Origin of the sequence: Mycobacterium vicinigordonae (assembly GCF_013466425.1) — a bacterium.
Lineage (GTDB): Bacteria > Actinomycetota > Actinomycetes > Mycobacteriales > Mycobacteriaceae > Mycobacterium > Mycobacterium vicinigordonae.
Map to the genome: position 1 here is coordinate 3,214,316 of NZ_CP059165.1, position 13,875 is coordinate 3,228,190.

General features: G+C 65.6%; 10 protein-coding genes. 7 read left to right on the forward strand and 3 right to left on the reverse strand.

Translation table 11 applies throughout. The features are described 5' to 3' along the window. Positions 1–74: 74 nt before the first annotated feature. Both H0P51_RS14495 and malQ read right to left on the reverse strand, forming a co-directional pair. Positions 75–533: a nuclear transport factor 2 family protein gene (locus H0P51_RS14495; RefSeq protein WP_180918978.1), complete on the reverse strand. Its 459-nt coding sequence runs from the start codon at positions 531–533 to the stop codon at positions 75–77. Then, entirely contained in the window at positions 533–2,698 is a 2,166-nt protein-coding gene (gene malQ, locus H0P51_RS14500; protein WP_180913523.1) for a 4-alpha-glucanotransferase, read from the reverse strand. The genes H0P51_RS14495 and malQ overlap by 1 nt, the downstream gene beginning before the upstream one ends. A gap of 340 nt (positions 2,699–3,038) precedes the next feature. Between malQ and eccB the strand changes: the two genes are divergently transcribed. Both eccB and eccCa read left to right on the forward strand, forming a co-directional pair. Further along, positions 3,039–4,565 carry a type VII secretion protein EccB gene (eccB, locus tag H0P51_RS14505; RefSeq protein ID WP_180913524.1) on the forward strand — a complete coding sequence of 509 codons (1,527 nt, stop codon included), beginning with the start codon at positions 3,039–3,041 and terminating at the stop codon, positions 4,563–4,565. Then, positions 4,562–8,728 (forward strand): type VII secretion protein EccCa, encoded by a 4,167-nt coding sequence (gene eccCa / locus H0P51_RS14510; RefSeq protein ID WP_180913525.1) that lies wholly within the window; start codon positions 4,562–4,564, stop codon positions 8,726–8,728. Before eccB ends, eccCa begins: the two co-directional genes overlap by 4 nt. A gap of 34 nt (positions 8,729–8,762) precedes the next feature. On the opposite strand, the gene H0P51_RS14515 is transcribed toward eccCa, so the two are convergent. Then, positions 8,763–9,938 (reverse strand): cytochrome P450, encoded by a 1,176-nt coding sequence (locus tag H0P51_RS14515; protein WP_180913526.1) that lies wholly within the window; start codon positions 9,936–9,938, stop codon positions 8,763–8,765. A gap of 182 nt (positions 9,939–10,120) precedes the next feature. On the opposite strand from H0P51_RS14515, the gene H0P51_RS14520 reads away from it, so the two are divergent. The 5 genes from H0P51_RS14520 to H0P51_RS14540 all read left to right on the forward strand — a co-directional run bounded on the left by H0P51_RS14520 (position 10,121) and on the right by H0P51_RS14540 (position 13,873). Next, positions 10,121–10,315: a ferredoxin gene (locus H0P51_RS14520; RefSeq protein ID WP_180913527.1), complete on the forward strand. Its 195-nt coding sequence runs from the start codon at positions 10,121–10,123 to the stop codon at positions 10,313–10,315. Between the two features lie 364 nt (positions 10,316–10,679). Further along, entirely contained in the window at positions 10,680–11,915 is a 1,236-nt protein-coding gene (locus H0P51_RS14525) for a PPE family protein (protein ID WP_180913528.1), read from the forward strand. A gap of 50 nt (positions 11,916–11,965) precedes the next feature. Further along, on the forward strand, positions 11,966–12,265 hold the full coding sequence (locus H0P51_RS14530) for a PE family protein (RefSeq protein WP_180913529.1): 300 nt from the start codon (positions 11,966–11,968) through the stop codon (positions 12,263–12,265). A gap of 10 nt (positions 12,266–12,275) precedes the next feature. Next, complete coding sequence (locus H0P51_RS14535) at positions 12,276–13,502, forward strand: PPE family protein (protein WP_180913530.1); 1,227 nt, start codon at positions 12,276–12,278, stop codon at positions 13,500–13,502. 50 nt (positions 13,503–13,552) lie between these two features. Beyond that, the gene (locus tag H0P51_RS14540) at positions 13,553–13,873 is read left to right on the forward strand and encodes a DUF732 domain-containing protein (protein ID WP_180913531.1); all 321 of its coding nucleotides are present in this window, start codon (positions 13,553–13,555) and stop codon (positions 13,871–13,873) included. Positions 13,874–13,875: the final 2 nt, after the last annotated feature.

Below are 13,875 nucleotides of genomic sequence, written 5' to 3' on the forward strand. Positions count from 1 at the left end.
GACATCGATTGTATAAATCATGGTGGTTGAAACCTAGACAATCGCCGAGTTCAGCCACTCCGCTGGACTTCGCGCTACTCGGGGTCGCGGGGCAGCAATCGGCGCACCGACCGCGTTTCGATGGCGTTGACCGTCAGGGCCCGGCGGTTGATCCGCCAGCCCTCGCCGGCGAGTTCGTACTCGTCGTCGTAGCGCAGGTGCCAGACGACGTCCGACACCCCGTCGTGGCGCTGGCTCCAGTGGTGGGCAATGCAGGCGATGCGGCCGACGGCGCACCCAGCGCGTGCGCCGTCGCAGTAGACCTCGCCGACGATCGCGTGCTCGGTGCGGGTCACTGCGGCCACCGCGGCCACCGCCGACGCGATCGCCCCTCGCCCGCGATGTGCGTGTATCGGTTTCAACGACTCCGGCGGATCGGGCACCGTCAACGTCGCGTCAACGGTGAAAAGCCCTGCTGTCAAATCGAATTGGTGGTCGTCGACGTAGGCCGCATAGCGATGGACCAAGTCGCTGAGTTCAGCGCGCGCCACCATCACGCCGGCTCCGTCGCCGCCCGGACCGCTTGCAGCAGCGTGGCTGCCCGCACGTCGGTGAACACGTCCTCCAACATCATTGGTCGCCCGTCCGGACCGGTCAGCGGTACCCGCCAGTTGGGATATTCGTCGGTGGTCCCGGGCTGATTCTGGGTTCGCTGATCACCTATCGCGTCGGTCAGCGCGACCCCAAGCAGCCGAGACGGCGTGCGCCCCAGATATCGGTACAGCGCCACGATCACCTGTTCGGGTCGGTCCTCACCGTCGGCGAGCAGCCCGGTCCGGCGCAGCTCCGCCAACCATGCCGCCCGCTCGGCCGCGGCGAACTCCAACTCCGCCTCCACCGGCCGGGTGAGTAACCCCAACGATTCCCGCAACCGCACATGTTCGCCGGCCAGATAGCCGGCCGTCGGCGGCAGGTCGTGGGTGGTGACCGAGGACAAGCAGTACTCCCGCCATCTTTCGGCAGGCAGCGGTCCACCGCCCGGAGCGGAGTCGTCCTGCTCGAACCACAGAATCGACGTGCCCAGCAGCCCGCGTAGTAATAGGTAGTCACGCACCCACGGCTCGACGGTGCCCAGATCCTCCCCGACAACGACGGCCCCGGCCCGCTGCGCCTCCAGCGCGACGATGCCGATCATCGCTTCGTGGTCGTAGCGGATGTAGGTGCCTTCGGTGGGTGGCGTACCGCTGGGAATCCACCACAGCCGAAACAACCCGATGATGTGGTCGATGCGTACGCCGCCGGCGTGGCGCAGCACCGCCCGAATCAGCGACCGGAAGGGCCGGTACTCAAATTCGTCGAGTCGGTCAGGCCGCCACGGCGGCTGCGACCAGTCCTGACCCAGCTGATTGAACTCGTCTGGGGGTGCACCTGCGGTCACCCCCAGCGCCAGCACATCCTGCAGGGCCCATGCATCGGCCCCGTTGGGATGCACACCGACCGCCAAGTCGTGCATGATCCCGAGGGTCATTCCGGCCCGCACCGCCTGTGACTGCGTCGCGGCGAGCTGTTCGTCCAGCTGCCACTGCAACCAACGGTGAAAATCGATCGCATCCTCGTTCTTGACGAATTTCGCGATCCCCGCGGCATCTGGGTGCCGCACCGACTCCGGCCAGCGATGCCAATCAGCGCCGTATTTCTCGGCCAGGGCACACCAAGTGGCGAAGTCGTCCAGGTCTCGGCCCTCGCGGGCACGAAATGCGGCGTAGGACAGTTCGCGGCCCGCTGAGCGCGGCACCCGGTGCAGCAATTCGAGTGCCTCCCGTTTGGCTGCCCAGGCGGTATCGCGGTCGATGCTGTCGACGCGGCCGGCCCGATGCTGCACGTCGGCGCGCAGCTGGCGCACCCGTCCGCGCTTGGGCAGCTCGACCAATTCGGGAACGGCTTCGACACGCAGATACAGCGGGTTGACAAAACGCCGCGAGGTCGGCAGATAGGGCGAGGGTTCCATGGGTTTGAGGTCTCCCTGCTCCCCGGGCAGCGTCGCGGCGTGCAAGGGGTTGACCAACACATAGTCGGCGCCGTGCACCGAAGCCGACCAAAGCGCCAGATCGGCCAGATCGGTGAGGTCGCCAATACCCCACGACCCTCGCGACCGCACGCTGTACAGCTGGGTGGCAAGCCCCCAGGCGCGCCGGCCGCCGAGCCGCTCCGGCAGGCCGAGCCAGTCCGGCGTCACGATCAGAGCGGTGCTGGCCTGGTCGTGGTCCGAACGTAGGTGCACCCGGTGGTAGCCCAGTGGCAGATCGGTGGGTAGCAGAAAACTAGCTTCGCCAATCCAGCGTCCGTCCAGATCGAACGGCGGCGTGAAGTTGTCGACCTGCACGATCCCGCTGTCCCGGCCGCGGCGCTCGGTGCCGTCCTCGAGCTCGAGCCACACGTCGGCGGGCGCCCCATGAGTCACATGCACCCAGAACCGGGTCTGCGCCCCGGAACGCCCGACGATGGTCGGCGGCATGAGCCGTTCCCAGTAGGAGCGACGCTCGGCAATCAGGGCGTCGTTGCGGTGTTGCTCCGTATCGGCCGCGACGCCGAGCGCCCCGAGGACAGCGACCAGGGTGTCCTCTGACACGAGCACGTGCCGGCCCGTCCAATCCTGATAACTGGTGGCGATGCCGAAGCGGCGGGCGAGTTCGACGAGGGAGGGCGCGAGCTCAGTCATGACGCCAATCTTGCGGCCACGCGGGACACATGGGGGAGCGCGGGGCCTTTGTAACCGTCGGCGGACGCGTTCGGCGTCCGAGACGCATCCGGCACGGCGGCGCTATCCGCAGCTCAAAGCGGTTGATCGAACCTCAATGCATTTGATTGAGCGGTATGCGACTTAGCGCGCCGAGTCGGCCGATGCCGGTTACCATGCCCAATGAAGACACGATGAAGCCGTGGGGGACGCCGTGCGGGCACTAACGCCTGGCGAGGTCGCTGCGGGTGCCCTACGGTTACCGATGTACCCGAAGGGCTTTATATCCAGGCGTTTTGACACAACCGGAAGGTGATCGAGCGTGGCCGAACATAGCCGCGGACAGCGGGGGTCGGGTTACGGCCTCGGTTTGTCGACGCGGACCCAGGTGACGGGTTATCAGTTCCTGGCGCGCCGCACCGCGATGGCATTGACCCGCTGGCGGGTCCGGATGGAGATCGAACCGGGCCGGCGCCAGACGCTGGCCGTCGTCGCGTCGGTGTCGGCGGCCCTGGTGATCTGCCTGGGAGCGTTGCTGTACTCGTTCATCAGCCCCGCGGGCCAGATCAACGAGGCGCCAATCATCGCCGATCGCGACTCCGGCGCGCTGTACGTCAAGGTGGGCGACCGGCTCTACCCGGCGCTGAACCTGGCCTCGGCGCGACTGATCACCGGGCGGCCAGACAACCCGCACCTGGTCCGTGGCAGCCAGATCGCCAAGATGCCGCACGGACCGCTGGTCGGGATCCCGGGCGCACCGGCGGAGTTCTCTCCCAAGAGTCCGACGGCCTCGTCCTGGCTGGTCTGTGACACCGTCGGCGGCACCTCCGCGTCGGACATTCCCTCCGCCGGAGGTGTCACGGTCACCGTCATCGACGGGACCCCGGACATGAGCGGCCATCGCCGCGTGCTGAGCGGTTCGGACGCCGTCGTGCTCAGCTACGGCGGGAGCGCCTGGGTAATCCGCGAGGGTCGCCGGTCGAAGATCGACGCCACCGATCGTTCGGTGCTCCTACCACTGGGCCTGACGCCCGAGCAGGTCAGTCAGGCGCGGCCGATGAGCCACGCACTGTACGACGCCCTGCCGGTCGGGCCCGAACTGCTGGTCCCCGAGGTGCCCAACGCCGGGGCCCCGGCTACCTTCCCCGGTGCTCCCGGACCCGTCGGCACCATTCTCGTCACGCCCCAAATCAGCGGGCCTCAGCAGTATTCGCTGGTCCTGGTGGACGGGGTCCAGACCCTGCCACCGTTGGTGGCCCAGATCCTGCAGAACGCCGGGCGTCCGGGCAACACCAAGCCGGTGACGGTCGAGCCGTCCGCGTTGGCCAAGATGCCCGTGGTCAACCGGCTGGACCTGTCGGCCTACCCGAACGATCCACTGAACGTGCTGGACATCCGGGAGAACCCGTCCACCTGCTGGTGGTGGGAACGGACCGCCGGCGAGAACCGCGCCCGGGTCCAGGTGGTGTCCGGTCCAACACTGCCCATCAAATCTAGCGAGATGAACCGCGTCGTGAATCTGGTGAAGGCTGACCCGACCGGTCGCCAGGCCGACCAGGTTTACTTCGGCCCCGACTACGCGAACTTCGTGGCCGTCACCGGCAACAACCCCGACGCACAGACCACCGAGTCGCTGTGGTGGCTGACCAATGCGGGCGCGCGGTTCGGCGTCGACGACACCAAGGAAGCCAGAGAAGCACTGGGCCTGTCGTCGCGACCGAGCCTGGCTCCCTGGGTGGCATTGCGACTGCTGCCGCAGGGCCCGACGCTGTCGCGGGCAGACGCGCTGGTCGAACACGACACCCTTCCGATGGATCTATCCCCTGCCGAGTTGGTGGTACCCAAGTGAAACGTGGTTTTGCCCGGCCGACCCCGGAGAAGCCTCCGGTCATCAAACCGGAAAACATCGTCCTGCCGACACCGCTGAGCATTCCTCCGCCCGAGGGCAAGCCGTGGTACATGATCGTCATCGGGGTCGTGGTGATCGGCCTGCTGGGCGGCATGGTCGCCATGACGTTCGCCAGCGGCTCGCACGTATTCGGCGGCGTCGGTTCGATCTTCCCGATCTTCATGGTCGGCGGGATGATGATGATGATGTTCGGTGGCCGGTTCGGCGGCCAGCAACAGATGAGCCGGCCCAAATTGGACGCGATGCGCGCGCAGTTCATGCTGATGCTGGACATGCTGCGGGAGACCGCGCAGGAGTCGGCCGACAGCATGGACGCCAACTACCGGTGGTACCACCCGGCGCCCAACACGCTGTCGGCGGCTGTCGGATCGTCGCGGATGTGGGAGCGCAAGCCCGACGGTAAAGATCTCAACTTCGGTGTGGTCCGGGTCGGCGTCGGCATGACTCGCCCCGAGGTGACCTGGGGTGAGCCGCAGAACATGCCCACCGACATCGAGCTTGAGCCGGTGACAGGTAAGGCGCTGCAAGAGTTTGGGCGCTACCAAAGCGTCGTCTACAACCTGCCGAAGATGATCTCGGTGCTCGTCGAACCGTGGTACGCGCTCGTCGGCAATCGCGAGCAGGTGCTGGGATTGATGCGCTCGATCATTTGCCAGCTGACCTTCTCGCACGGCCCCGACCACATGCAGTTCATCATCGTCAGCTCCGACCTGGAGGAGTGGGACTGGGTCAAGTGGCTTCCGCACTTCGGTGACTCGCGCCGCCACGACGCGGCGGGCAACGCTCGCATGGTCTACAGCTCGGTTCGCGAGTTCGCCGCCGAGCAAGCCGAATTGTTCGCCGGGCGAGGGTCTTTCACACCGCGGCACGCCAGCTCCTCGGCGCAGACACCGACACCGCACCATGTGATCATTGCCGACGTCGACGACCCGCAATGGGAGTACGTGATCAGCGCGGAGGGTGTCGACGGGGTGACGTTCTTCGATCTCACGGGATCGTCGATGTGGACCGAAGTACCTGAGCGCAAGCTGCAATTCGACGAGATCGGCGTCATCGAGGCGTTGCCACGCGACCGCGACACCTGGATGGTGATCGACGACAAGGCCTGGTTCTTTGCGCTCACCGACCACATGAGCTCCGCCGAGGCTGAGGAGTTCGGCCAGAAGCTGGCACAGTGGCGACTGGCCGAAGCGTACGAAGAGATCGGTCAGCGGGTGGCCCACATCGGCGCCCGAGACATCCTGTCCTACTACGGGATTGACGATCCGGCATCGATTGACTTCGACGACCTGTGGGGTAGCCGTACCGACACGATGGGCCGCTCACGGTTGCGGGTGCCGTTCGGCAACCGCTCCGATAACGGCGAGCTGCTGTTCTTGGACATGAAGTCGCTCGACGAGGGCGGCGACGGCCCGCACGGCGTCATGTCGGGTACCACCGGTTCGGGTAAGTCGACGCTGGTGCGGACCGTGATCGAGTCCCTGATGCTGGGCCACCCACCCGAGGAGCTGCAGTTCGTACTGGCAGACCTCAAGGGTGGGTCGGCGGTCAAACCGTTCGCCGGGGTGCCGCACGTTTCACGCATCATCACTGACCTCGAAGAAGACCAGGCGCTAATGGAGCGCTTCCTGGACGCATTGTGGGGCGAGATCGCCCGCCGCAAGGCGATCTGCGACAGCGCCGGCGTCGACGACGCCAAGGAATACAACTCGGTGCGGACCAGGATGCGGGCACGCGGGCAGGACATGGCGCCGCTGCCCATGCTGGTGGTCGTCATCGACGAGTTCTACGAGTGGTTCCGGATCATGCCGACCGCCGTCGACGTGCTTGACTCGATCGGGCGGCAGGGACGTGCCTACTGGATCCATCTGATGATGGCCTCCCAGACCATCGAGAGCCGTGCCGAAAAGCTCATGGAGAACATGGGTTACCGGTTGGTGTTGAAAGCCCGTACAGCGGGTGCCGCGCAGGCAGCGGGTGTGCCCAACGCCGTGAACCTGCCCGCCCAAGCTGGCCTGGGCTACTTCCGCAAGAGCCTCGAGGACATCATCCGATTCCAGGCCGAATTCCTGTGGCGCGACTACTTCCGACTGACCAGTGTCGACGGCGAGGAAGCGCCGGTGCTGGTGCACAACATCGATTACGTGCGCCCGCAGCTGTTTACCAATTCGTTTACGCCGCTAGAGGTCAGCGTCGGAGGCCCCAGCGTCGAGCCGACGCCCACTTACCCCAGCGGTGACCTGCTCGCCCTCCCCGGCGACGAGCCCGACGAGGAAGAAGAAGCGATCCGGACGCCGAAGGTCGGCACGGTGATCATCGATCAGCTGCGCAAGATCAACTTCGAGCCGTACCGGCTGTGGCAGCCGCCCTTGACTCAGCCGGTCGCCATCGACGAACTGGTCAACCGACTTCTCGGTCGCCCGTGGCACACCGATTACGGTTCGGCCAGGAATCTAGTGTTCCCGATCGGCATCATCGACCGCCCCTTCAAGCACGACCAGCCGCCGTGGACGGTCGACACCTCTGGGCCCGGCTCCAACGTGCTGATCCTGGGCGCCGGAGGTTCGGGCAAGACGACGGCCCTGCAGACACTGATCTGTTCGGCCGCGCTGACCCACACACCCGAGCAGGTGCAGTTCTACTGCCTGGCCTACAGCAGCACCGCGCTGACCACTATCGCGCAGCTGCCGCACGTGGGCGAGGTGGCCGGGCCCACCGATCCGTACGGCGTGCGCCGCACAGTGGCTGAGCTGCTGGCGCTGGTGCGTGAGCGCAAGCGCAGCTTCCTCGAGTACGGCATCGCGTCGATGGAGATGTTCCGGCGGCGCAGGTTCGGCGGTGAAGCGGGTCCGGTGCCCAACGACGGTTTCGGCGACGTCTATCTGGTCATCGACAACTACCGGGCGCTGGCCGAAGAGAACGAGGTGTTGATCGATCAGGTCAACATGATCATCAACCAGGGTCCGTCCTTCGGCGTGCATGTCGTGGTCACCGCCGATCGCGAATCCGAGCTGCGGCCACCGGTGCGCAGTGGCTTCGGATCCCGCGTCGAGCTGCGCCTGGCTGCGGTGGAAGACGCCAAGCTGGTGCGGTCCAGGTTCGCCAAGGATGTCCCGGTCAAGCCCGGCCGGGGCATGGTTGCGGTCAACTACGTGCGGCTGGACAGCGACCCGCAAGCGGGTCTGCACACCCTGGTCGCGCGGCCCGCCCTGTCGAACACAGCAAACAACGTGTTCGAAAGTGACAGCGTTGTCGCCGCGGTCAGCCGCCTGACCACTGCCGCCGCTCCGCCGGTGCGACGGCTGCCAGCGAGATTCGGCGTTGAACAGGTGCGCGAACTCGCGGCCCGGGACACCCGCCAGGGCGTAGGCGTGGGCGGGATCGCTTGGGCCATCTCGGAATTGGATCTTCAGCCGGTTTACCTCAACTTCGCAGAGAACTCGCACCTAATGGTCACCGGCCGTCGCGAGTGCGGACGTACCACGACGCTGGCCACGATCATGTCCGAGATCGGGCGGTTGTACGCGCCCGGTGCCAGCAGTGCACCACCACCACCAGCCGGACGGCGGTCCGCACAGGTATGGCTGGTGGACCCGCGTCGTCAGCTGTTGACGACGCTCGGATCGGACTACGTGGAAAGGTTCGCCTACAACCTCGACGGCGTCGTGGCGATGATGGGCGAGCTGGCGGCTACCCTGGCGGGCCGGGAGCCACCACCCGGCTTGTCGGCCGAGGAGCTGCTGTCCCGGTCGTGGTGGAGCGGGCCGGAGATCTTCCTGATCGTCGACGACATCCAGCAGCTGCCCCCGGGCTTCGACTCGCCGTTGCACAAGGCGGTTCCGTTCGTGAACCGTGCCGCCGACGTCGGCCTGCACGTGATTGTCACTCGAAGCTTCGGCGGTTGGTCATCCGCGGGCAGCGACCCGATGCTGCGCGCCCTGCACCAGGCGAATGCGCCGCTGCTGGTGATGGACGCGGACGCGGACGAGGGCTTCATCCGCGGGAAGATGAAGGGTGGTCCGCTGCCCCGCGGCCGCGGCCTGCTGATGGCCGAGGACACCGGAGTTTTCGTGCAAGTTGCTGCCACCGAGGTGCGCAAGTAGAAGGCCGGGCTGCGCTGGGTTTGACGCCTGGCAATCAAACCCAGCGCAGCGGTAACGCCTTGAGCGCGAAAGATTTGGACGGAAAATTGATTTCGGGTTTGTAGCCCGGCGGCAGCTCGAAATCGGGAATCCGCTTCAGCCATTCCCCGAGGATCACCGTCAGTTCCATCCGCGCCAGGTGCGACCCCAGGCAACGGTGCGGCCCGCCGCCAAATCCCCAGTGCCGGTGGACTTTTCCGTCCATTACCAGCTCGTTGGTTGACCACGCGTCGCTGCCGTCGCGGTTGATCGCAGCCATGCATAACCGCACCTGCGATCCGGGCGGCAGCGTCATGCCGCCCACGTTCACTAGCTCGGTGACAATCCGAGGCGCCACCGGCGCCGGTGGCTCCAACCGGATGACCTCTTCGATAAACACCCTGACCAGCCTGGGGTCTTCGCGTAACTGGGTGCGAAGTGCCGGCCGGCGGGCCAGTTCGAAGAGGGAAAAGCCGATGACGGCCGTCACGGTATCCAGGCCAGCCAGGATCAGCAGGTGGCTCATGCCGAGTGCCTCCAGGTCGGAGAACGCGTCGTCGCCAGTCATGACCACTGACAGCAGGTCGGAACCCGGATGCTGCCGGCGCTGCAGGATTGCATCCTTGAGGTACTCGAACAGGGCGATCTGACCCTCGGCGAGTTCAGCCGGGGTGAGGTTGGGCTTGTCGCCGATGATCACGTCTTTCCAGCCAATCAGGCGGTCACGATCCTGCAACGGCAGGCCGTAAAGGTCGAGGAAAACCTGGAACGGGTACAGCCTGGCGAAGTCGGCCATTACCTCACAGCCGCCCCTAACGGCGATCTCGTCAATCATCGCCACCGCGTGACGCTCTAGTACCGGCCGGGACTTGCTCAGCGCGTAAGGACTGAAGTGTGGCTGCAGAATTCGTCGGTAGTGGGTGTGCTGCGGCGGGTCGAACGCGAGCGGGAGCACCGGCATCGGGTTGCCCGGGGGCTGCAGCACCGACGACGAGAAAACCTTCGGGTTCCGCAGTGCGGCGAGCACGTCGTCGCGTCGCGTCAGATAGTAGTAACCATTCATGAACACAACGGGGCCTGCATCCCGTAACGTCTTCCAGCCCGCGCCACGATCCTCGGTGAACGGCAGCGCCGAGTATTCCAACCGGGGCAAATAGAATCCGCTATTATCACCAATGCCCGGAATATTCATTTGCTGGAAATCTTTCCTTTACTTCTACGCCACTCGGGATCGCATTTGCGGCTGAGGTACCGCGGTCCCAATATGGCAGGTACGGTGGGCGCTCACCAATCGCCGCTAGAGTCGGCGTACCGGCGCGGTCAGTTTACGGTCGGATCAGCCGATCCAGCGTCGAGCATCGAAAGGGGACTGGCGTGAAGGTGCGTCTCGAACAGTCCAGGTGCGTGGGCCACGCGCAGTGCTTCGCGGTGGATCCCGAACTGTTCCCGATCGACGAGTCGGGATACTCGATCCTGGAAGAACGCGAGGTCGCCCACGAAGATGAACCGGCGACTCGGGACGGTGTGGCTTCCTGCCCGGAGATGGCGCTGGTCATCGTCGGGGACTAACCGCACCGGATTCACGCCGCCTCGCCCGGGCGCCGAGACAACCGTGTTTCTGCTGGTGAATTCGACCGCTCCGAACATCAAATTTAACGACGGTTGAACAGAAGTTTGCGCGGAATGAATAATTGGCGTCGTCGGCTCCTTCGCTCCTTTGCTGCCATTAGAGTCCCGTATGAGTGTCAGGCAGGACGTACTACCAGCGAATGAACTGTGATACCGACCACGATGATGGCCCAGGACGTGCGAAGCGTTCGACATCGCCAAGCGTCGGCACAGCACTCCACGATTTCCCGCAGCAACGTGGCTGCAGACGAACGCGAGAACAGGACAGCCAAGACCGACACGTGTGGCGGTTGAGGAGGGGTTGGTGTTTGACTTCGGCGCGTTGCCTCCCGAGATCAACTCGGGACGGATTTACAGCGGTCCCGGGTCCGCTCCGATGATCGCGGCCGCTTCGGCCTGGGACGGCGTGGCGGCGGAATTGAGTTCGGCCGCTTCCGGATACAACTCGGTGATCACGGAACTGACCGGCTCGCCCTGGCTGGGGCCGGCGTCGCAGGCGATGCTCGCAGCCGTCGTGCCGTATGTCGGCTGGCTCAGCGCGGCGGCTGCTCAGGCAGAGGAGACCGGGACTCAGGCCCGCGCCGCCGCGGCCGCATATGACGCGGCGTTTTCCATGACGGTGCCGCCCCCGGTGATCGCCGCCAACCGGGCGCTGCTGATGACGCTGGTAGCGACCAACTTCTTCGGACAGAACACCCCGGCAATCGCAACAACCGAAGCCCACTACATCGAGATGTGGGCTCAGGATGCCGCCGCAATGTACGAATACGCTGCATCGTCGGCAATCGCCACCGAGTTGGCGCGGTTCGTCGCACCGCCGAATACGACGACACCCGACGGTGTGCCCGCGCAGGCCGCTGCGGTCAGCCACGCTGCCGCGACCCCAGCGGCGGAGGCGCAGACCACAGCCACCCAACTCGTCTCCACCGCTGCGGTGCCCCAGGCACTGCAACAACTCGCGGCCGCCCCGGCGGCGGCCGTCGAACCGAACTTCGTCTGGAACACCATTCAGAATTTCATGATGTATGGCTTACCAACTCCTGCGAACAACTATCTGGGGTTAACCCCCGCCAACTACACCACGATGGTCCGAGCGCTGCAGCTCTATTTCGGCGTGGGCTTGGCGGCCTTCGGAACGCAAATTCAGCAGCAGTTGTTCAACGGGTTGGGAACCACGGCCGGTGCGAGTGGCGCCTGGTACCCGACCCCGCAATTCGCCGCCTTGGGCGCCGGCGGCTGGCACTTTCACTCCGGCGCCAGCCTCTCCTCGGCGAGCATCAGCATCGCATCATCCGGCAAGATCGGTGGGCTCTCGGTGCCGGTGAGTTGGACCAACAGCGTGGGCACCGTGGAGGGGGCCGGCGCGAAGGTGGTCAGCGCCAACTTCGCGGCCACCTCCACCCACGCCAGCCCCGCGAGCGCGATGCACTCGGGGGCAGGCATCCCGCACGCCGCGCGCAGCGCGCAACGCGCGGGAAACATGGGAGTGCGCTACGGATTTCGCTACAACGTGGTCACCCGACCGCCCTCAGCAGGATGAGTCGCTTGTTCCAAAGGTGAAGAGCCAGAAACTAATTGAGGAGAAACCGAATGTCCTATGTGACGACACAACCAGAAGCGCTCTCGGCCGCCGCCGGCACCTTGCAGGGGATCGGCGCCGCGATGAGCTCACAAAACGCCGCGGCGGCCGCACCCACGACCGGAGTCGTGCCGGCCGCCGCCGACGAAGTGTCGGCGTTGACCGCGGCACAGTTCGCCGCGCACGCACAGGTTTATCAGGCGGTCAGCGCCCAGGCTCAGGCAGTGCACGAATTGTTCGTCAACACCTTGGGCGTCAGCTCGGGGTCCTACGCGGCGACCGAGGCGGCCAATGCCGCCGCGGCCGGTTAGGAGTCAGCACATGGCAAGCGATCTCAGTCTTCTACCGCCGGAGGTCAGTTCGGCGCTGATGTACTCCGGCCCGGGGGCATCGTCGTTCGTGGCGGCGGCATCCGCGTGGAACGCGCTGGCCGCGGAACTCACCTCCACCGCCCGGGGGTACGAGGCAGTGCTCGCCCAGCTGTCCAGCGAGGAATGGCTGGGGCCGGCGTCTGCGACGATGGCACAAGCCGCGGAGCCCTATGTGTCCTGGCTGACCGCTACCGCAGGTTCAGCCGAGAGCGCCGCCGCGCAGTCCCAGGCGGTCGCCGCGGCGTTCGAGGCGGCCTTCGCCTCGATCGTGCCGCCACCGCTGGTAGCAGCCAATCGCGCCGCGCTGGCCCAAGCTGTCCAGACCAACCTGCTGGGCATGAACAATGGCGTGATCGCCCAGCTGGAAGCCCAATACGCCGACATGTGGGCGCAGAATTCCGCGACCATGCTCAACTACGCCTCCGCGTCGCAGGCCGCCAGCAAGCTCACAACATTCACCGAGGCCCCGACGATTGTGAACCCCGCCGGTACCGCAACCCAGGCAACCGCTGTCGCCGCCGCCCAGGCATCGCCGGCAGCTTCGATCCAGCAGAACCTGCAGAGCGTCTTCAACCAGGTCACCACTCAGCTCGGAGCGCTCGCCACCCCAGGGACCACGAGTTCGTTGGTCAACTCGATCGGGTCCAGCAACCCGATCCTCACCGAGTTGTGGTTCCTGCTGACCGGGCAGACGACTTTGCCGACAAACTGGGGCAACTTCTTGAACGGCATGCAGCCTTTTGCCAGCTTCTTCTACAACACCGAGGGGCTGCCGTACTTCAGCGTTGGTATGGGCAACTCCGGTATACAGATGGCCAAGTCGGCAGGTCTGCTTACCAGCGCGGCGCCAGCAGCAGCGGCTGCAGTTCCGGCGCCCCCGATCAGCGCGGCCATCGGTGGTGCCGGCGGCCAGGTGGCGGCCGGGCTGGGCAACGGTGCCCACATCGGCCACCTAGCCGTACCCGCTTCGTGGCCGGGAGCCTCTGCCGCGCCGACGGTGCGGCCGGCCGTGCAAATGGTCAGCGAACCCATTGTCACGGGCGCATCCTCCGGCGGTAACGGCAATGTACTTAGTGGCATGCCGGTATTCGGAGCCGGAAACGGTCGCGGCGTGGGCGCGGGTCCGCGGTACGGATTCAAACCGACGGTCATGCCTCGGCCCATGTCGGCCGGCTAATCCCACGCCAAACCTCAACCACTTCAGCCGATCTTGAAACAGGAGCCAAAATGACCGCCCGCACTCTCGTCCTGACAGCCATTGTGCTCGGTGCGTTGGTCACGGCCGCCACCGCTTCGGCTGATTCGCTCGACAACAGGTTCATCAAGCTGCTACAGAGCGAGGGCATCAGCGATCACATATCGCCCAGTCACGCGGTGGAGGCGGCCCACATGGTCTGCACAAAGCTGGAGCAGGGCATGACGCCGACCGAGGTGGCCAGCGATGTGCTGAACAGCAGTTCCATGCCGGCCTATCACTCCGGCTACTTCGTCGGCGCCGCTATCGAAGTCTATTGCCCGCAGTTCGAGCCGGAAGAGGCGAAGAACTGACC

Excerpts from the sequence above, each read along its gene's own strand:
- H0P51_RS14495 (WP_180918978.1), bottom strand. The coding sequence starts at position 533 with ATGGTGGCGCGCGCTGAACTCAGCGACTTGGTCCATCGCTATGCGGCC.
- H0P51_RS14515 (WP_180913526.1), bottom strand. The coding sequence starts at position 9,938 with ATGAATATTCCGGGCATTGGTGATAATAGCGGATTCTATTTGCCCCGG.
- malQ (WP_180913523.1), bottom strand. The coding sequence starts at position 2,698 with ATGACTGAGCTCGCGCCCTCCCTCGTCGAACTCGCCCGCCGCTTCGGC.
- H0P51_RS14540 (WP_180913531.1), top strand. The coding sequence starts at position 13,553 with ATGACCGCCCGCACTCTCGTCCTGACAGCCATTGTGCTCGGTGCGTTG.
- H0P51_RS14530 (WP_180913529.1), top strand. The coding sequence starts at position 11,966 with ATGTCCTATGTGACGACACAACCAGAAGCGCTCTCGGCCGCCGCCGGC.
- H0P51_RS14535 (WP_180913530.1), top strand. The coding sequence starts at position 12,276 with ATGGCAAGCGATCTCAGTCTTCTACCGCCGGAGGTCAGTTCGGCGCTG.